Annotated in this window: 18 protein-coding genes; 8 read left to right on the top strand and 10 right to left on the bottom strand. The window is 37.4% G+C overall.

Annotation, left to right across the window (positions count from 1 at the left end; all coding sequences use genetic code 11):
- Positions 1 to 7 precede the first annotated feature (7 nt).
- The 3 genes from ABMA76_RS06850 to ABMA76_RS06860 form a co-directional block, all read right to left on the bottom strand.
- A complete protein-coding gene (locus tag ABMA76_RS06850; protein WP_392856024.1) occupies positions 8 to 1,888 on the bottom strand; it encodes a hypothetical protein in 1,881 nt (626 codons plus the stop codon).
- 188 nt (positions 1,889 to 2,076) lie between these two features.
- Positions 2,077 to 2,745 carry a hypothetical protein gene (locus ABMA76_RS06855; protein ID WP_392907739.1) on the bottom strand — a complete coding sequence of 223 codons (669 nt, stop codon included), beginning with the start codon at positions 2,743 to 2,745 and terminating at the stop codon, positions 2,077 to 2,079.
- A gap of 17 nt (positions 2,746 to 2,762) precedes the next feature.
- Positions 2,763 to 3,296 carry an asparaginase domain-containing protein gene (locus tag ABMA76_RS06860; protein WP_392856029.1) on the bottom strand — a complete coding sequence of 178 codons (534 nt, stop codon included), beginning with the start codon at positions 3,294 to 3,296 and terminating at the stop codon, positions 2,763 to 2,765.
- 167 nt (positions 3,297 to 3,463) lie between these two features.
- Between ABMA76_RS06860 and htpG the strand changes: the two genes are divergently transcribed.
- The 3 genes from htpG (at position 3,464) to ABMA76_RS06875 (ending at position 6,501) form a co-directional block, all read left to right on the top strand.
- Positions 3,464 to 5,386, top strand: a complete 1,923-nt coding sequence (gene htpG / locus ABMA76_RS06865) for a molecular chaperone HtpG (RefSeq protein ID WP_393061223.1) — start codon at positions 3,464 to 3,466, stop codon at positions 5,384 to 5,386.
- A 159-nt stretch (positions 5,387 to 5,545) separates the two neighbouring features.
- Entirely contained in the window at positions 5,546 to 5,938 is a 393-nt protein-coding gene (locus tag ABMA76_RS06870) for a hypothetical protein (protein WP_393061225.1), read from the top strand.
- A gap of 170 nt (positions 5,939 to 6,108) precedes the next feature.
- Positions 6,109 to 6,501, top strand: a complete 393-nt coding sequence (locus ABMA76_RS06875; protein ID WP_393061227.1) for a hypothetical protein — start codon at positions 6,109 to 6,111, stop codon at positions 6,499 to 6,501.
- A gap of 69 nt (positions 6,502 to 6,570) precedes the next feature.
- On the opposite strand, the gene ABMA76_RS06880 is transcribed toward ABMA76_RS06875, so the two are convergent.
- The 5 genes from ABMA76_RS06880 to tatC all read right to left on the bottom strand — a co-directional run bounded on the left by ABMA76_RS06880 (position 6,571) and on the right by tatC (position 9,976).
- Positions 6,571 to 7,074 (bottom strand): TraR/DksA family transcriptional regulator, encoded by a 504-nt coding sequence (locus ABMA76_RS06880; RefSeq protein WP_393061229.1) that lies wholly within the window; start codon positions 7,072 to 7,074, stop codon positions 6,571 to 6,573.
- A gap of 246 nt (positions 7,075 to 7,320) precedes the next feature.
- A complete protein-coding gene (locus ABMA76_RS06885) occupies positions 7,321 to 7,749 on the bottom strand; it encodes a FliG C-terminal domain-containing protein (protein ID WP_393061231.1) in 429 nt (142 codons plus the stop codon).
- Entirely contained in the window at positions 7,733 to 8,719 is a 987-nt protein-coding gene (rfaD, locus tag ABMA76_RS06890) for an ADP-glyceromanno-heptose 6-epimerase (RefSeq protein WP_393061232.1), read from the bottom strand. The genes ABMA76_RS06885 and rfaD overlap by 17 nt, the downstream gene beginning before the upstream one ends.
- Positions 8,716 to 9,228 (bottom strand): DUF4149 domain-containing protein, encoded by a 513-nt coding sequence (locus ABMA76_RS06895; protein WP_392907728.1) that lies wholly within the window; start codon positions 9,226 to 9,228, stop codon positions 8,716 to 8,718. The genes rfaD and ABMA76_RS06895 overlap by 4 nt, the downstream gene beginning before the upstream one ends.
- 16 nt (positions 9,229 to 9,244) lie before the next feature.
- Positions 9,245 to 9,976 carry a twin-arginine translocase subunit TatC gene (gene tatC / locus ABMA76_RS06900; RefSeq protein WP_392908602.1) on the bottom strand — a complete coding sequence of 244 codons (732 nt, stop codon included), beginning with the start codon at positions 9,974 to 9,976 and terminating at the stop codon, positions 9,245 to 9,247.
- 82 nt (positions 9,977 to 10,058) lie between these two features.
- On the opposite strand from tatC, the gene ABMA76_RS06905 reads away from it, so the two are divergent.
- Positions 10,059 to 10,643 carry a hypothetical protein gene (locus tag ABMA76_RS06905; protein ID WP_393061234.1) on the top strand — a complete coding sequence of 195 codons (585 nt, stop codon included), beginning with the start codon at positions 10,059 to 10,061 and terminating at the stop codon, positions 10,641 to 10,643.
- Here the strand turns inward: ABMA76_RS06905 and ABMA76_RS06910 are convergent.
- Together ABMA76_RS06910 and map are read right to left on the bottom strand one after the other, a co-directional pair.
- Positions 10,636 to 11,334: a bacterioferritin-associated ferredoxin gene (locus ABMA76_RS06910; protein ID WP_393061236.1), complete on the bottom strand. Its 699-nt coding sequence runs from the start codon at positions 11,332 to 11,334 to the stop codon at positions 10,636 to 10,638. The genes ABMA76_RS06905 and ABMA76_RS06910 overlap by 8 nt on opposite strands.
- A gap of 2 nt (positions 11,335 to 11,336) precedes the next feature.
- Positions 11,337 to 12,104 (bottom strand): type I methionyl aminopeptidase, encoded by a 768-nt coding sequence (map, locus tag ABMA76_RS06915; protein WP_392907721.1) that lies wholly within the window; start codon positions 12,102 to 12,104, stop codon positions 11,337 to 11,339.
- 162 nt (positions 12,105 to 12,266) lie between these two features.
- On the opposite strand from map, the gene ABMA76_RS06920 reads away from it, so the two are divergent.
- The 4 genes from ABMA76_RS06920 to aat are packed head-to-tail and all read left to right on the top strand — an operon-like array spanning position 12,267 to position 16,685.
- The gene (locus tag ABMA76_RS06920; protein WP_393061238.1) at positions 12,267 to 13,895 is read left to right on the top strand and encodes a YiiX/YebB-like N1pC/P60 family cysteine hydrolase; all 1,629 of its coding nucleotides are present in this window, start codon (positions 12,267 to 12,269) and stop codon (positions 13,893 to 13,895) included.
- Positions 13,896 to 13,927: 32 nt separating this feature from the next.
- Entirely contained in the window at positions 13,928 to 14,881 is a 954-nt protein-coding gene (locus ABMA76_RS06925; protein WP_392907718.1) for an NAD(P)-dependent oxidoreductase, read from the top strand.
- Positions 14,882 to 14,896: 15 nt separating this feature from the next.
- Entirely contained in the window at positions 14,897 to 16,000 is a 1,104-nt protein-coding gene (locus ABMA76_RS06930; RefSeq protein WP_392907715.1) for an arginase family protein, read from the top strand.
- Positions 15,987 to 16,685, top strand: coding sequence for a leucyl/phenylalanyl-tRNA--protein transferase (gene aat, locus ABMA76_RS06935; protein WP_392907713.1), 699 nt, complete (start codon positions 15,987 to 15,989; stop codon positions 16,683 to 16,685). Before ABMA76_RS06930 ends, aat begins: the two co-directional genes overlap by 14 nt.
- The last annotated feature ends 51 nt before the right edge of the window (positions 16,686 to 16,736 follow it).

Consider the following 16,736-nt stretch of genomic DNA (forward strand, 5'->3'; position numbering starts at 1 on the left):
ACGATCGCTACAGGTCACTCAAGTTAAATGGCGGTGAATCCAGAACATCCTCACCCGAACAATCTGCAGGCGTTGTTGGAGTCGCTGGCTCTTGAGGTGTAATTGGTGGCTTACAAAGACCATTTACACAATCGCCAAAAGTTGGAACAGAGTAACATCTCTTCTCACAAGAAAGAGCGTTATTCGGGTCGTTGACGCGAATGAGGTAACACTGTCTAACGTATTCGATACGACAGAACTCTTTCGAGACACAACTCTGGTTTGGAACTTTTGAACAAAGAACTTGTTCAAAGTCATTATTAATATGATCACGACATGTATTTGTCGTTCCATCACAACAAAGTGAAGCACAGTCAAAGTCTGAACCACAACTATTTCCAGTTGGAAGGTTTCCAGATGAATCAAAATCATCACTACACTGCCCTACAATTGAGCGAGAAAAACAGCGATTATTAAAACAACACTCTCCTGATCCACATTCACGATTTGCACTACATGACTTAAGTGAATTGAAGTCGTAACCCTCTTTAGCACCAAGACCAGTCTTTAGAAGTTGTAATTTAATTTCTTTCGTTTCTGCAATCTGAACTTCAAAACCATCTTCCATTGTAAACAGTTCAATTGTTCCAGTAACATTACAACTTGAAACGGTCTCCCCCGTAGAGGCGTTATAATTCTTAGCTCTAATATTACAACCATCCATATAGTACGTATCACCGGCCGCATTTAATGTTTGAACCGAACGGTTCGCAAATGGTGATTGAGAACCTAGGTATTGAATTCCAGTTGTTTGATAATTAATCTTACCTGCACGTGGGAAAAGGTATGCCTGAGTACCTGATGCAATATTTGTAAAGTCTGCCGCACCAGCTAGAGGCGCTTTAAAGATTGCACTTGGAGTCGTTCCCGACTGATAAACTGCTGCCCCTTTAATTTCCCATTCGTCTTCGTTGTGAATACGATATGGACCTCGGTAATCATAGGCTCCACCACCTAGGGCCAGAGCTGTTCCTACGGCCGCTGGGTGATTTACACCAAAGAGGCTTTGAAACATCGCCGAATCTTTCTTATCAGGAAGACACTTATAAAGATTTGTTTCTAATGATTCATTTGCAAGAAGATTACCTTCAATATCAATTTGCTCAAAGACAGGAGTATTTGTTTTTGAAACAGTTTCTGCATTAACAATTTCGTCATACCAAAGAGTTTGATCTTTAATCTTTGCATAAGAGTAAAGACATACATCCCCTGCTTGATTACAGTATGGGTGACTAATTGAAGATGTAAAAGTTGGATCATCTTCTAAACGAAGGCCACGACAGTAAAGACCTGCATTTGTTGCATCACCTTCAATATCTTCGGCCGTATCATTGTCATAATCATTGTAGTCAAATAGATCATAAAGAAGTCTGATATCGTTAAACTTCTTATCTGCTAAATCAAATGTGATAACGTTAATTGTTGAAAACTCAGTAATACCAGATCCTGGAACTTGTCCAACAACTCCGTCTAGAACAATTGGTGTTCTCTCACGGCCAAAGTAGAAACGTCCTTTAACAACACGATTCTTTAGTGAGGAAATATTTAAACCTGTTAAGTGAAGCTTTCCTCTAAAGTCTTTAGGGATCGATACTTTCTTTTTAAAAGACCCTGTATTTGGATCAATGATTTGTGTGATTTCAACGGCCGTCGATTCAGGAATACTTGTTACGACTTCATTATCGCCGTCTGTAGCATTATTCCCTCCTGATGAACCGCCATTCCCATTATCACCGCTTCCAACACCTTCAGATGGATTATCCACAATATCGCGCACAGAGCGAGGCTGCTCCATACAAGAAACAAAAAGTGAAAGTGTGAATAGGTAGACTAAGACATTCTTCATCATTTATTAGGCCTTAAGTTAATTATCTTCACTCCACTTATCGAATTGAGCGAAAATTAAGTTAACCCTAAGTAAATATTAACCCTGAACTTGAAAAATATGCCGATGAAGCGCTAAGGAGCTGAATTTACGAATTAGATCGTAAATCAGCTGCCTTAAATATGTGCAATTTTGAGTGTTTGTGGAAAGAATTAGGCCTTTCTAAATAAAGAAACAATAACCCCTGTTAGGACATCTTGGATAAGAGTCAGTAACAGACAAATTACGTAGATTAATTCAATAGCAATTCCTGCTCCAGGAGCATAATTCGTAACGACCTGAGAGATCCCAGAAATAATGAAGACCATCACCAGATAAAAGAAGTATGTTCCCCCAAGTGTTGAGACTTTCTTCTTTGTAATGGCAAAATTAGACTCCCCTTCTTTATCAAAGAGAATTGCAGTCATGGCCACAAAACTATAGAAGTAGGCCACGTAGAAAAATGGAATAATAAAGAAGGCCACCCCTAATATCATTAAAAGAGATGTTAAAAAGCCATAGAACATATACGTTGGAATATCCCAGAGAACTTTTGAAACTCGATATTGTAATTTCTCAAAAGCAAAGAAAAAGAAATTTAAAATAAAGACTGACTGAATAATTGTCCCAAAGACATTTACTGCGGCGACAGTAATAACTGTCATATCATCTTGGGCATTAAAATATGCAAGGCCATAGGCCTTAATCGCAAATGATAGAAAAAATAGTGGTAGATAGTGAGCAAGGTTCCCCTTCATCGCACTTACTGATTCATACATTGAATCAATAAAAGAAAAGTCCTTACTTACTTCAATTGTTTCCTCTTCATGATGCATATCCATTTGCATCCCCCTTTGATCTAGTCTTCAATATACTCAAAAGTTCGTTTTGCATGATTCTTTCTCACACCCGGAACCTTAAATAATTGACCGTGAAAAGAAATATAAATACCTGCATCTGCTATTTTAGCAGCATATAGGCTTTCTGTAACATTTTGAAAGGCATCGCTATCAACAAAGCCCATAGGCTTCATCGCACCAGTAAAAATAATCGGTACCTGAAGGTCCTTAGCACCGTCTAGAGCGTCGTAAACAAATTTAGCAGACTTTGCCATGGTATCAGTTCCGTGAAGAACGATAAGTGGAATATTTTTCTCCAACTGTGCCTTAATTGTCTTTAGCAGCACCTGACGGTCATAGTCTGTAAAGTACAGAGAGTCTTTATTGATGATATTTGTAATATGCAGCTTAGTGTATGGAAGCCTTAAGCGGTCAATAATAGTCTGGCGAATAAAAGAGTCGCGATTCTTTAAAGAGCCGTCACTTTCACTATACGACTTCTCGATTGTTCCACCTGTTGAAATTAATTGTATATCCTGAACATGGTTTTCCATGTGCTTTCCTCTCTATAAATTATGAATTCCTATCTTATACCTAATTTTTTCAATGATTTTAAGAATTTAAGTAAATTTTTTACTCTCCACCCTTGACGTAGACACTTTAGCTCCCATCTTTGAAGCATAAGACAATTATCTACTTGATTATATATGAAGGAGTATCGATGACTAATCGCACAGGACAGATTTCCGTTGCTACAAGTGACATTTTTCCAATTATTAAGAAATGGCTTTACTCAGAGCATGATATTTTCATCCGCGAGCTAATTGCCAATGGAAGTGATGCTATCACGAAGAGATCAACTCTAGCTCGCCAAACAGGAGCAGAGAACCCTACTGGAAAGATCTCAGTGGCCGTTGATAAAGAAGCAAAGACAATTACCGTAACAGATAACGGGATTGGGATGACTGAAGAAGAGGTTGAAAAGTATATCGCTCAACTTGCCTTCTCTGGAGCAGAAGAGTTTATCAAAAAGATGGAAGATGCTGGCGGTGAATCAAATAAGGATATCATCGGGAAATTCGGACTTGGCTTCTACTCTGCTTTCATGGTCGCAGACAAAGTTGAAGTTGACTCACTTTCAATGACAGAGGGTTCAAAGGCCACAAAATGGTCTTGTGAAGGTGACACTGAATACACTTTTACAGACTCAGATAAGAAAGAGATTGGGACAACAATCACTCTTCACGTAAATGGTGAATCAGAAGAGTTTCTAAACAAGTGGAAACTTAATGAAACACTTTCTAATCACTGTGATTTCATGCCATATGAAATTTCTCTTCGCGATGTAAATGAGAAGATCCAAGATGGTGATGATAAGGGTAAGGATGTTGAACCAATTATCATTAATGACACTAACCCAATTTGGAAACGTGATCCAAAAGAATTAACAGATGAAGACTACAAGGGCCTTTATCGCAAGCTATTTCCAATGGACGGCGAACCATTATTTTGGATTCACCTAAATGTTGATCACCCATTTACTTTAAATGGTATTCTCTTCTTCCCTAAGTACAATCCAATGAAGCCAGTTGGTGATAAGAATATTCGCTTATACTGCCGTCAGGTCTTTGTCTCGGATAACGTAAAGAATATTATCCCAGAGTTCTTAGGTCTTCTAAAAGGTGCAATTGACTCACATGATATTCCACTAAATGTTTCACGCTCTTCTCTACAAGGTGATCCAAACGTAAGAAAGATCTCAAACTATATTGTGAAAAAAGTTGCAGAAGCACTTAAGCTTCTTAATAAGAAAGATAGAGCAAAGTATGAGAGCATCTGGAATGATATTGGCCTATTCGTAAAATACGGCTGTGTATCTGATGAAAAATTTGATGCTATCATGCGCGAGCGCGCCCTCTTCAAAACGAACGAAGGAAAATTCGTTACACTTAACGAATACCTTGAATCAGTACCAGCAGAGTATACAGAGAAGATGGCAGGAAAAATCCTATACTTTGAAAAAGATGCGGCCAACCAATCACTTCTAGCTCAACTTAAAGAAGCTGGAATTTGGGCACTTGAAACAGATAACCATATTGATCCACACTTTATTCAACACTCAGAGATGAAGAAATTCAAAAAAGGTGAAGAAGAAGTTGAAATCAAATTTGTAAGTGTTGACTCAGAAATTGAAAACCTTCTAGGAAGTGAATCAACTTCTGAAGACGATATAAAAGTCAAAGAGATGTTTGCTAAATTCCTCGATATCAAACTTGAAGAAAAAGAAGGTGAAGCACCGGCAAGCAAGGGACTTGAAATTGGACGTATGGCCAATGCACAGACTCCTGCATACTTTAAAGTTGATGAGTCAATGAAGCGTTTTGCTCAAATGACTCAATCAATGGGTGGAGACCACCAATTCCCTATTAAGAAAACCCTTGTTGTAAATACATCGAACCCACTAGTTCAAAGTGCATTCAAGATCCACGCAAGTGGTAAGAATGAAGACCTGGCAAAGAAGCTATGTCAGCACGTTGAAGACCTTGCGGGAATCTCTAGCGAAGGACTTAAGCCAGAAGAAAGAGATGTATTCGTAAAACGTTCTCAAGACCTTATTAGCGAATTATCTAATCATATCAACTAAATAGTACGCGCCACCTTTTCGTGATTTTAAGACGTTAAGAGCTTAATATTGAGAAAAGGTGGTGCATATCTCTATATAATTTTCAAAACTTACCCTATCAAGACTTTTTTCGTTTATATTCTCACCAAATAAATCTAAAGAATAAATTTGAGGGAAAAAATGAAAAAAATTACTTTATCAATTTTAATGGCATTAACAATTACTAATTCGGCCAATGCCCTTGAAGCAACAAAAGACTTTTTAGATACAAGCTCGATGGTGACAACGGGATGGGTTTATGCCGCGGGCCTTTATACAGAAATGACTGCAACGCTAGGATTTCAAACTTCGTTTGCAGCAAGTGTTTCTTCATTACAAGTTACGGCAAGAGCAATCAATAATCTAAACCGTGAAGAAGTAGAAAGAGCGATTGAAAGAAAAGATCAAGACACTCTTGATTCAATTAGAGATCTTATTAGATACGAGCTAGAAGAAGCTGGAGAGATTTCTTCTGGTGATGAGTTAAGTAATGAGGAAGTTGATATTCTTCTTTATGTTATTCTAACAAAATAAATTTTCAAATAATAATAATAGGCCAGTACAAAACTGGCCTATTTCTATGCATGCCTCTCTCTTCTCTTTCACCTATATTTTTTACAACAGTATTGCTTTAATAATCTATTTCGTATATCTATACCCAAACAAAAAACATCAACAAAAATAAAGATTACAGAGGTAAGAAAATGAAAAACATTATACTATCAACAATTCTAGCATTAACTGTAACAACTAGTGCTCAAGCATTTCAAGCAACTTCAAATACAGTTGCGGCAACTTCAATGGTAACAAGTGGTTGGGCATATGCTGGCCTATTATATACAGAGGTGGCAGTAACGTTAGGAGTTCAATTGACTTTTGTACCTACAGCTTCAACTCTTCAAGTTACGGCAAGAGCAATTAATGGCCTTAATCGCGAAGAAGTAGAAAGAGCGATTGAAAGAGAAGATCAAGACACTCTTGATTCAATTAGAGATCTTATTAGGTACGAGCTAGAAGAAGCTGGAGAGATTTCTTCTGGTGATGAGTTAAGTAATGACGAAGCTGATATTCTTCTTTATGTTGTTTTAACAAAATAAATTTTCAAATAAAAAAAGGCCAGTTTTAAACTGGCCTTTTTTCTATCTATCCTTTGCTTAAAGTTTTTTTTAGAATGCTGCATTTTTCTCATCGAAGCTTCTTGCGAAAGTTTCAATTGAAACAACATTTGTATTCTCATCCATTCCATCGGCATGCTTAAAAGCTACATTCTTATTATGTGCGCTCATTGCATTTCCATTTGTATGAGAACGCTTTTCATATGTACGAGAATTTTCTTCTCTTTCAAGCTCTTCTTTACAAGAGATACAACAAGTTGCGATTGGTCTTGCATGAAGTCTTTTGATTGAGATTTCATCTCCACACTCTTCACACTCTCCAAAAGTACCGCTAGCGATTTTTTCAAGAGCACGATTAACTTTGTTCAGTAGGAATTTGTCTCTTCCCATAAGCTTAAGTTTTAGTTGAGCATCCCTTTCATTTGAAGTTTGGTCGATAATGTCACCACTGGTCTCGTTAGTTAGTACTTGCTCGACACTTCCTGTTGCACTGACCAGCTGATTTTTAAGATTAATGAATAAGTTTTTGAAATGTTCTTTTTGTTCATTGTTCATAGTATCTCCATTCAATCTAAAAATTAGTAGTCCTTCACGTCATACCTAAAGTCTTCATCCTGATAACTTTAGAGAGATTCCTTTCTCTGCTATTTATAAAGCAATGCCCGTGCCAACTTTTTAGTCAGTTATTCGGATAAATTTTATGGAATTAGGGGGTGCAAAGGAGGATTTTGGTGCCAGACTGACTTTTTAAGGCCAGTATTGGCACTATCAGAACGCACCAGTCGTTAATTTTCGTTGAGTTTATACGAGTTTATCATCTCGTGAGATAATCAGGCGCTGATCATCGATCATCTTAGAATAGATTAGCATAATCTCCTGATGTGCCTCTAAGGCCTGTGCTTTCGGAATTTTTTTCTGGGTGAAGAAAAGAATCTCTTCACGAATACTCTTAGGAAGCTTTGCAAGAATACCAGTGCGGTCTTCTTCTTTTTCAAGCTTCAACGCATTAGCTAAGCTTTCAGTTTTAACTTCCCTTAAGAACTCACTCATCATTTGAGGAGTGATGAATTGAAGATCCTTTAAACGATACATACTTGCACGTAGCTTGTCAGCTAAGTCAAAATCCATTTTCGTAATATTCGAAATAAGGGTTTCCTTCTCTTCTTTATTCATTAAAGAGATGGCCTCAAGAATTGCTTCAAACCCAGATTCTTTAGAGTTTTTCGACATATGGATTGTCCTTCATCAGGTGATTCTTAACATAGTCGGCAACACCTTCGTCAACAATACGGAACTCAAAGTTAGGAAGAATCTTTCTAAACTTATCCATATCTGCTTGTGTGTAGTATTGATATTGATTACGAAGATGCATCGGCATATCGATGAACTCAACATTAGGTTCACGTCCCATAGCAATGAATGTTTGATTAACTAGATTAAGAAAACTGTCTGCTCGCCCAGTACCGATATTGTAAATACCAGAGTGCTTGGCCATCTCCTTCTCTGATAATTCAAGCATGGCGTTGACGACATCCTTAACATAGACGAAATCACGCAACTGCTTCCCATCCTCATAACCTTCTTTATGAGACTTAAAGAGCTTTACCTTACCTACTTCATTAATTTGTTCAAAGGCCTTATGAACAAGAGAGCGCATTTCTTCTTTGTGGTATTCGTTAGGCCCATAGACATTGAAGAATTTTAACCCAAACCAATGCTTTGGACGATCTGTTTGGTTTAATACCCACTCATCAAATAATTGTTTTGAGTAACCGTACGGATTAAGTGGACGAAGCTTACCAAGCTCCTCTTCCTTGTCTTCATGGCCAAGTTCACCATCACCATAAGTAGCAGCAGAAGAAGCATAAATATAAGGGATATTTAAATCACAGGCCAAGTCAAAGTAGAACTTCGAATGACCAACATTATTAGTCATTAAGTAGTCCATATCCATCTCAGTCGTCGATGAACAGGCCCCCATATGATAGATGCAAGAGATTTGCTTATGGACTTCCTCTAATTGAATATCAATGAATTCATCAGCATGAAAATACTCAGCATACTTTACGCCTTTTAAATTCTTCCACTTCTCATTGTGATCGAAGCGATCAACAATGATAATATCATCGCGTCCAAGCTCATTTAGTTTAGCAACGAGAACGCTCCCTATAAAACCAGCGCCACCAGTTACTAAAATCATGCCTCACCTTCATTGCTTTCTAGTCTCATTAGACTTGTTAGAGAAACTCCACACATTGTTAAAAGCGCTAGAAGCTTATAGCTATCAAGGCGAACATAGAGTTTATGATAACCTCTTAGTTTATCTTCAAAAACCTGGTACTCTTCATCTGTATGAGCGTAGTTTGATTTTGCAATCTGAGAGTCACGAATTCCAGGAGAAAGCTTAGTCGTATAAACGATAGCAAGAATGAGAGTTGTTACAGCGATAAACTTCATAACAACAGATGTCTTGCCTTCTTTCTTATAAAGAAATGTGGCCATGATAAGTAGCACGGCAAAGATCATTTCAATAATATTAAATGAAGTGAAGATGATCCCACCTAGTGTTCCAGCTTCTTTTAAAGAGCTAACATTTCGAAAGATACTAGGAGCTGCAATGAAGTCGATAAAGACCGTTGCAAAAAACCATGAAAGGCAGACGCCAAAAATTAAACTTAACAATACGTGTTTCTTTAGTAGTGATTTCATAAAGAAATCATACCGCCTATTTCATGTGATGACGAGAAAGATATGGGTGAACAATTAACGCAACGGCCAATATTCCCAATTCAAAAAGAGCAACAAGAGGTACCCAAAGGCCCATCATTGTTATCACATCTGGAGGTGTCAGCATGGCAGAGACCACAGCAAAGCCAACGTAAACATAGCGTCTCATTTTAGCTAGCGACTGCTTTGTCACTATTCCCATAAAGCCGAGAATAAGAAGAACATTTGGTAATTGAAAAATAAGCCCTAGAAAAACGAGAACCTTACTTGAAAGAACCAGATAATCCTTTAGGCCAATTGTGGCCTCAACATTCTGCACTCCAAATCCCATGAGAGTTTCAAATGTAAGAGGAAAAACGATAAAGTAGCCAAAGCTTACACCAGTGGCAAAAAGAAAGAGGCCAATGATGAGGAAAGGCTTAACGGCCTTCTTCTCATGATCGTAGAGACCAGGAGAGATAAACTTCCAAACCTGGTAAAACCACAAGGGACAAGAAAGAATAACACTTGAGTAAAATGCTACTTGAAATTGAGAAAGTACTTTATCGAGAAGTCCAAGGTAGACGACCTTGCCCCCACCAGAATCACCTAAAGCGTTTCTAAGTGGTCTTAGCAGAATCTCCTGGATGAGGTCCCCATAGGCATAGCAAACCACAAAAGATACTAAAATAATGATTAGTATTTTAATAAGTGCAGAGCGCAACTCTTCTAAATGGTCAATTAATCCCATCTCTTTCAAAACTTACCCTAGTTTTCCATCCATACTTAAAGTAAAATAAATTGATACTAATAATTTAACACAGTTAGAACGAATGAAATACCCATTATTAATTTTTATTGTTAATTTTATGATCACTCTTCCTGCCCAGGCCAAGACGATATTGCTGTGCCTAGGACAAGAGGAAAGCTACTATGCTAAGAGACACGATACAGGTCCACGCTATCACTTAAATCAAATTATGATCAATGAGATTTCTTCTGTAGGTAACCCTCAGTTCTCAAAAGGCTATTACAATAAGTTTTGTTCTGATCCAAGTAAGTCACCAACTCTGAAGCTTCTTAAGGCCCTAACAACAGGCCAAAGAAATATCTTTGACTTTAAGGAAGAAGACGGTGGTATTGGTGTTCAATATTCGGTGTCGACTTATAATGAGTTTCGTCTAAAGTCTATTAAGATCCTAATGGAGTATCTTGCCAAAATTCAGATACAAGCAAGCAGCGCAGACTGTCTTGAACAAAATATTCCTGGATTAAAAGAGTTCTATGCTCGCTATCGCTATCTTGAAGGAGAAGTAAGTCTCTCAACTCTAAAAGGTTCAAAAGAGTCGCTGTTAAAGATTTATGATTCTTTAGAAAATATTGATGCGATATTAATGAAGTGTAAAAAAACTAAATAAAGAAAATACTTAATTGAGAATCCAGTGCAGTTAAAGTAGAGATAAACTCTTTTGCACTTGCGGCTTCTTCGTCACCAATAATATAAAGATGGTGTCCAATAAGTCCCTCGACACTAATTCCTCCAAGTTTTTCAGCAAGAGGATAAATATCTTCTAATAGGAATTGATATGGCCTTTTTCCTGCAACCATATCTTTTTTGAAACCATTGAAAGTCACACTTGGAACAACTTTTTCCTCGCGACTTGTTTTAAACATTGGAATGATATCGGAAAGACAAGAACCACAGCCACCTGCGGCCTTTGATAGGTTCGTGATTGTTAAAGGGTCACTTGCTCCCCTTTCTATAAGAGCAGCAACTTCACTACGACTCACGCCAAAACATCGACACAGAGTATTTTCTGTATCAATGGCCATGAGTTGATTAGGGGAAAAATAACTTAAGACTTCTTTAAAGAATCTAAATAGCTCTAGTGACTGCCCTGTGTTTTCGACAAGAGCAGCTTCAATTTCATTTAACAATTGTGATTTAGAGCTCTTTGCCTTTTCAAGAACCGACACGATGATCTCTTTTAAAGAACTATCATTACTTTCGACAAAGTACTCACGCACTTCATTGAGCTTAGAAAACCTAAGCTCAACTCGGCATGGATTATTAATCTTTAAATCTGGTGCAATAAGGCTCGTATTCACTATTAAGGATGAACCTCATAGCTTCTAAGAGTTAGAATCTCAAAGCCACCTTCTGTAACTAAGATTGTGTGCTCAAATTGTGCCGACCACTTCTTATCCTTTGTAAGAACTGTCCAACCATCTTTAAGAACTTTACAGTCCTTTACACCTAAGTTGATCATTGGCTCAATAGTAAAAGTCATACCAGGCTTCATCTCTGCGCCCTTACCTCTCTTACCAACGTGAACAACTTGAGGGTCTTCGTGAAATTCACGGCCAATACCGTGGCCACAATAATCTTCAACGACACCATAACCATGATCGTGAGCAATCTCCATAATAGATGCTCCAATATCACCAATGTGGCCACCTGGACGCACCTGTTTAATCCCTTCCATCATACATTGATAAGTAACATCAACAAGCTTCTTAACTTCATCAGAAACATTACCAACTAAGAAAGTTTTATTTGTATCACCGTGGAACTTATTTAAATATGTTGTGACGTCGATATTTAAAATATCACCATCTTTAAGAACATCTTTTGTACTAGGGATTCCGTGGCAGACAACTTCATTAAGTGAAGTACAAACTGACTTTGGAAAACCGTGATAATTTAATGGTGATGGATACGCACCATTTTTAATAATATATTCATGACAAAGATTATTTAATTCCTCTGTGCTCACACCAGGTTTTACGAATGGTTCAATATACTCAAGAGTTGATGCCGCTAACTTCGACGTTGCTCTCATTAATTCAATTTCGCGTTTCGACTTGATCGATATCATACTTTTCCCTTCGGTTCATTCTAAGTACTTAAATATACATTCCTTTTAACATAGTTTGATCCACTAAAGAATAGACAAAGTTAAAAATTTTACAATTTACAACACGCTAAGTACCTAAAATGGCATAATGGCGCGAAAGAATTCAAGAATTAGGACTTTAAAATGAAACAAATTATCGCCATTTTCCTCTTAACAATGAACGTACTCTACGCTCAGGCCCAGAGCAAGAAAGACAATAAATTGTTCCACTCGACAATGACTCAGATATATGAAATCCAAGATAGAATAAATGACACAGGCTATGACCCATTAAAGCTAGGCTACAATATTCGTGAACTTGAAAAACTAATCAACGCAAGTCGACAACTTGTGAACGTCACAACAGAGTACAGTAAAGTTCTCTACCGACAATCAAAAAATCATAAACCAATCCGTGGTGCCGACTTATCTATTATTGGCAACCTCATGAATACAGCTGCACTTATTATGGAAAAGTCCAGCCTCTACACAGTTAGAGATTTTAGACAAAGTCGTTCTTACTCAGAAATTGATTATGCACAAATTAGAGTTACAAACCTGCTTGCAAAACTTAATTATGTGAATCTCTACTTTGCGACACATAATATATTCTATAAGAATCCAACGATAAAAAAATTAACAAAAGAAGTTATTAAAGTTCTGGATAACGAGAAACAAGTCGAAGTTCTCAAGCAATTTACAAAAATAGCAAAGAGTGAAAAGTTTAATGATGAACTACAAAGTGACCTTAGAGTCTTTCTTGATAATCACTACTACTATCTAAAGCTTTTAAATCCTGACCTAACAAGAGGTGTTGTGCTTGTAGAGAAGTTTCAGATTGAAAAACACTTACTTGGAAAGAGACTTCCAACTATTGAGTTTTATAGTATTAGAGATTGGTTTGTTGAGATCTTTAATCGTACGACAAATTTCATCTCAGGACTATTTGGAAATCTTGTTGGGAAACTACGTTTTCGCCATGGTCATATGTATGCCAACGAACGAGCACTCGATTACCTCGATACGGTACTAAAGCCGCTGGATATTATTGCAGAAAAAACACCATTTGCTGCAACAGACTTCTTTATCCCAGGACACTTTGGTCATATCGCCATCTATCTTGGTACTGAACAAAAACTAAAACTAGCAGGGCTATGGGATACTCCATTTATAAAAAAATATCATAATGATATTCGCAAAGGAAAAACGATTGTTGAATCAATTCGACCAGGAAGCCGCCTTGTTTCTCTTGAAGACTTTCTAGAGATTGATGAAATCACAATAGTCCGCGAAAAGGGAATTCTAGAAAATAAATGGGCAAGAGAAATGGTGACAAAGGTTGCACTTGAGCAACTTAATAAAAAGTATGACTTTAACTTCGACGTGACAACTCTTGATAAGGTAGTCTGCTCAGAAGTTCCCTACCATGCTTTTGGTCATAAGAGGTGGCCAACAAGCTATATTTTTGGTCGAAATACAATTTCTCCAGATGAGATCATTGAAAATGCATACCGTAAAGGATCTGGAATTGAGTTTGTTTCATCGATAAAGGCCAACAAAGAGCAAGAACTATTTAAGGTTTCAAAAGAAGAGATGGCAGAGAATCTAGACTTTGATTATGATGATTCGCGAAATATGTTCACAAAGAAGATTAAATCATGCCGTTTAATAAAAGTTCTTGATCATGATCAACACTCAACGATAAATGGCCGATATCGCACAATAAAAAAGTGTAAAACGATCAAGCAGGACTTAATTTACTCTAGCTTCTAGCAAAGCAAAGGAAAAATTGATAGATTAAGGGTATGAATTATTACTTCTATCGACCAGAGATTTCTAGCTATCAAGGTGAGGCCTTTCGCGTAAAAGAAAGGCAGTCACTAGGCCAGCTTGGTATCAAGTGTGTGGACACACCTATTGAGATTCCAGAGGGTGAAAATGTTATTGTGATCTCAACAAGCTACACAAATAACGAGAGCATTGTAAAATCACTTGAACATGCCAATATTGCACTGTGGATTCATCCAAATTCAGGCTATGATAACTTCTCTCTTGAGTTTGTAAAAAACGCAAAATTCCCTATCGTTTTAGGAAATGAAATAAGAGCAAATGCAGTTGCCCAATTCTATCTCCAGGCATTACTAAACCATCAAGGACAAATTCCTCACAGATATCAGTGGGATGAAGCGAGAAGCTATAACCGAGAACTTTTACACACAAAGAAAACTCTAATCATAGGTCGTGGCCCAATTGGTGCAAGACTAGGCAATGCCCTTGAAATACTTGATGTAAATATCAGCTACTACGACCCATACCAAAATAAGCAGCAAAGTACAAAGTACTTTAAAGAAGAGCTGGCCAACTCTGATATTATCATCATGGCCTGTTCACTAAATAAAACGTCTTATCACATTCTCAATGAAGATATTTTTTCGCTCTTGAAAGATAATGTTCTCATCATGAACGCTGCCAGAGGTAAGCTTATCGATCAGCAGGCCCTCGTAAAGTTCTTAAGTAAAAATAAGAATGCCCATGCTATTATTGATGTATTTGAAAAAGAGCCAATTGACTTTAATGAATTTAAACACCTTCCTAATATAACCCTAAGCTCACATATTGCAGGAGTGTATAAGGGAATTAACGACGCTATTATAAAGTTTGAAAAACGTGTTGTTCGAGACTATCTTCACGACCAGGAACTAGACCTTTATAAAACAGCACTCCTAAGCTCTCGAGTTAAGGGTGATTTCTTAATATAAATTTAAGGACTATATATGACTAAAACAAATGAAACATTATTAAATGATTATCTATGCCCTCCAGGTTTTGGAGTATTCACAGTTAATACAGCGAAAGACAGAAAAGATAAATTAACTAAAGTTCTCTATAACACAACAGAAGATCAAGATATCAGAACAGCTTGGGCAAATGAACTCTCTAAGCTTGCAGATGTACATGGTTGCGCTATTTTAGGAGTTGCCTCTGACTGTGGAGGAGGAATTCAAAGAGGTGCAAACTGGGGGCCTTTATTTCTTAGAAATACACTAATTGAAGAACATCTTGAAGTGTATAAGCAATGTTTTGATTTAGGTGATATTAGGGTAATTCCTCACCTATTACATGATAAATACTTAAATAATGAAACAATAAAGAGTGCTCAAAATGCACTATACGGTGGAAAGCAGCTTAGTGTTTCTCCGCTTAGTATTGCAAAAGCAAGTGTTGATGAGGTTTTCAAAAGTAACAAAGATCTAAAGATCTTTAGCATTGGAGGAGACCACTCGGTAAGCTTCCCACTAGTAAAGGCCTGGATCAATAATCGCAGATCACTTGGTAAGAAAGTTGGTCTTATTCACTTTGACGCACACACAGACCTTTTAAGAGAAAGACTTGGTATTGATTACTGCTTCGGTTCATGGCTAACACATGTCTTAGATGATCTTGAAACTCCTAAGCATTGTTATCAATTTGGAATTCGCTCAACAGGAAAATCAAAAGAGCACTGGGAAAGTGAGTTTGGCCTAAACCAATACTGGGCCAAAGATGTAAAAGAAATTGGAGCCAAAGAGCTAGCACTCAAAACAATTGAAGAGCTTAAGGCACAAGGAATTGAAGAGATTTATATCAGCTTTGATATTGATGCCCTAGATGAAAGTGTTGCAAGTGCAACTGGAACACCTGAACCAGAGGGACTAATGCCACATGAATGTGCTACAATGATTAAAGAGTTTACTAACGCCTTTAAACTAACTGGTGCTGATATGGTAGAGATTGCTCCATTAGTAGGCCTAAGCGAAGAAGGCTCTCGTACAACACTTGAAGTAGGAGCTGCAATGAGCGCTCTTATGATGGAGGCCATGATACGTGCCGATAATTGAGTTTCCCCCAGTCGAAATCGCAGATGAGCAAGGGCTATTAGCAATTGGTGGAGACCTCCATCATGACTCTCTTCTACTGGCCTATCAAAGTGGAATCTTTCCTTGGCCAATATCCCAAGAGTATCCCCTTGCTTGGTTCTCACCTCCGCAAAGAGGTGTTATTCGCTTAGACGACATTCAAATAAGTCGATCCCTAACTAAATTTGTCAAAAAAAGTGAATGGACAATATCATTCAATCAAGAATTTCTAGAAGTCATCAGACAATGCCAAGAAGTTCACTCAGATTCTTTAGAAGGTACTTGGATTACAGATGAGATCATTGAAGGCTACTTTAATTTATTCCATAAAAACTTTGCCTATAGTGTAGAAGTTAGAAATGAGAAAGATCAACTTATTGGCGGGCTCTACGGAGTTAGCATGGGACATTTCCTAAGTGGTGAGTCCATGTTTTATAAAGAGTCTAATGCTTCAAAAATTGCTCTATTAGCAATTCTTTCGATAGTTAAAAGCAACCACATTCCATTTCTTGATACTCAAATGGTTACACCTATTACTAAATCGTTTGGAGCTATTGAATTAGATCGAAGTATCTTTATTAGCGAAATTGGGCAATTATTTAATCAAACACCTATCGAATTTCCAAATACTAGAATACCTGTTAAAGATCTACTTAAGTCTTTTTAATTTTAAATATAATGCGGCCCTCTTAAAAAAGATCACAATACGCCAGCGGCT

The organism is Halobacteriovorax sp. ZH5_bin.2, from assembly GCF_043196375.1.
Taxonomy (GTDB): Bacteria; Bdellovibrionota; Bacteriovoracia; order Bacteriovoracales; family Bacteriovoracaceae; genus Halobacteriovorax_A.

What these genes read in the sequence shown, in the direction of transcription:
- ABMA76_RS06850 (WP_392856024.1), bottom strand. Translation starts at nt 1,888, where the DNA reads ATGATGAAGAATGTCTTAGTCTACCTATTCACACTTTCACTTTTTGTT.
- ABMA76_RS06855 (WP_392907739.1), bottom strand. Translation starts at nt 2,745, where the DNA reads ATGGATATGCATCATGAAGAGGAAACAATTGAAGTAAGTAAGGACTTT.
- ABMA76_RS06860 (WP_392856029.1), bottom strand. Translation starts at nt 3,296, where the DNA reads ATGGAAAACCATGTTCAGGATATACAATTAATTTCAACAGGTGGAACA.
- htpG (WP_393061223.1), top strand. Translation starts at nt 3,464, where the DNA reads ATGACTAATCGCACAGGACAGATTTCCGTTGCTACAAGTGACATTTTT.
- ABMA76_RS06870 (WP_393061225.1), top strand. Translation starts at nt 5,546, where the DNA reads ATGAAAAAAATTACTTTATCAATTTTAATGGCATTAACAATTACTAAT.
- ABMA76_RS06875 (WP_393061227.1), top strand. Translation starts at nt 6,109, where the DNA reads ATGAAAAACATTATACTATCAACAATTCTAGCATTAACTGTAACAACT.
- ABMA76_RS06880 (WP_393061229.1), bottom strand. Translation starts at nt 7,074, where the DNA reads ATGAACAATGAACAAAAAGAACATTTCAAAAACTTATTCATTAATCTT.
- ABMA76_RS06885 (WP_393061231.1), bottom strand. Translation starts at nt 7,749, where the DNA reads ATGTCGAAAAACTCTAAAGAATCTGGGTTTGAAGCAATTCTTGAGGCC.
- rfaD (WP_393061232.1), bottom strand. Translation starts at nt 8,719, where the DNA reads ATGATTTTAGTAACTGGTGGCGCTGGTTTTATAGGGAGCGTTCTCGTT.
- ABMA76_RS06895 (WP_392907728.1), bottom strand. Translation starts at nt 9,228, where the DNA reads ATGAAATCACTACTAAAGAAACACGTATTGTTAAGTTTAATTTTTGGC.
- tatC (WP_392908602.1), bottom strand. Translation starts at nt 9,976, where the DNA reads ATGGGATTAATTGACCATTTAGAAGAGTTGCGCTCTGCACTTATTAAA.
- ABMA76_RS06905 (WP_393061234.1), top strand. Translation starts at nt 10,059, where the DNA reads ATGAAATACCCATTATTAATTTTTATTGTTAATTTTATGATCACTCTT.
- map (WP_392907721.1), bottom strand. Translation starts at nt 12,104, where the DNA reads ATGATATCGATCAAGTCGAAACGCGAAATTGAATTAATGAGAGCAACG.
- ABMA76_RS06920 (WP_393061238.1), top strand. Translation starts at nt 12,267, where the DNA reads ATGAAACAAATTATCGCCATTTTCCTCTTAACAATGAACGTACTCTAC.
- ABMA76_RS06925 (WP_392907718.1), top strand. Translation starts at nt 13,928, where the DNA reads ATGAATTATTACTTCTATCGACCAGAGATTTCTAGCTATCAAGGTGAG.
- ABMA76_RS06930 (WP_392907715.1), top strand. Translation starts at nt 14,897, where the DNA reads ATGACTAAAACAAATGAAACATTATTAAATGATTATCTATGCCCTCCA.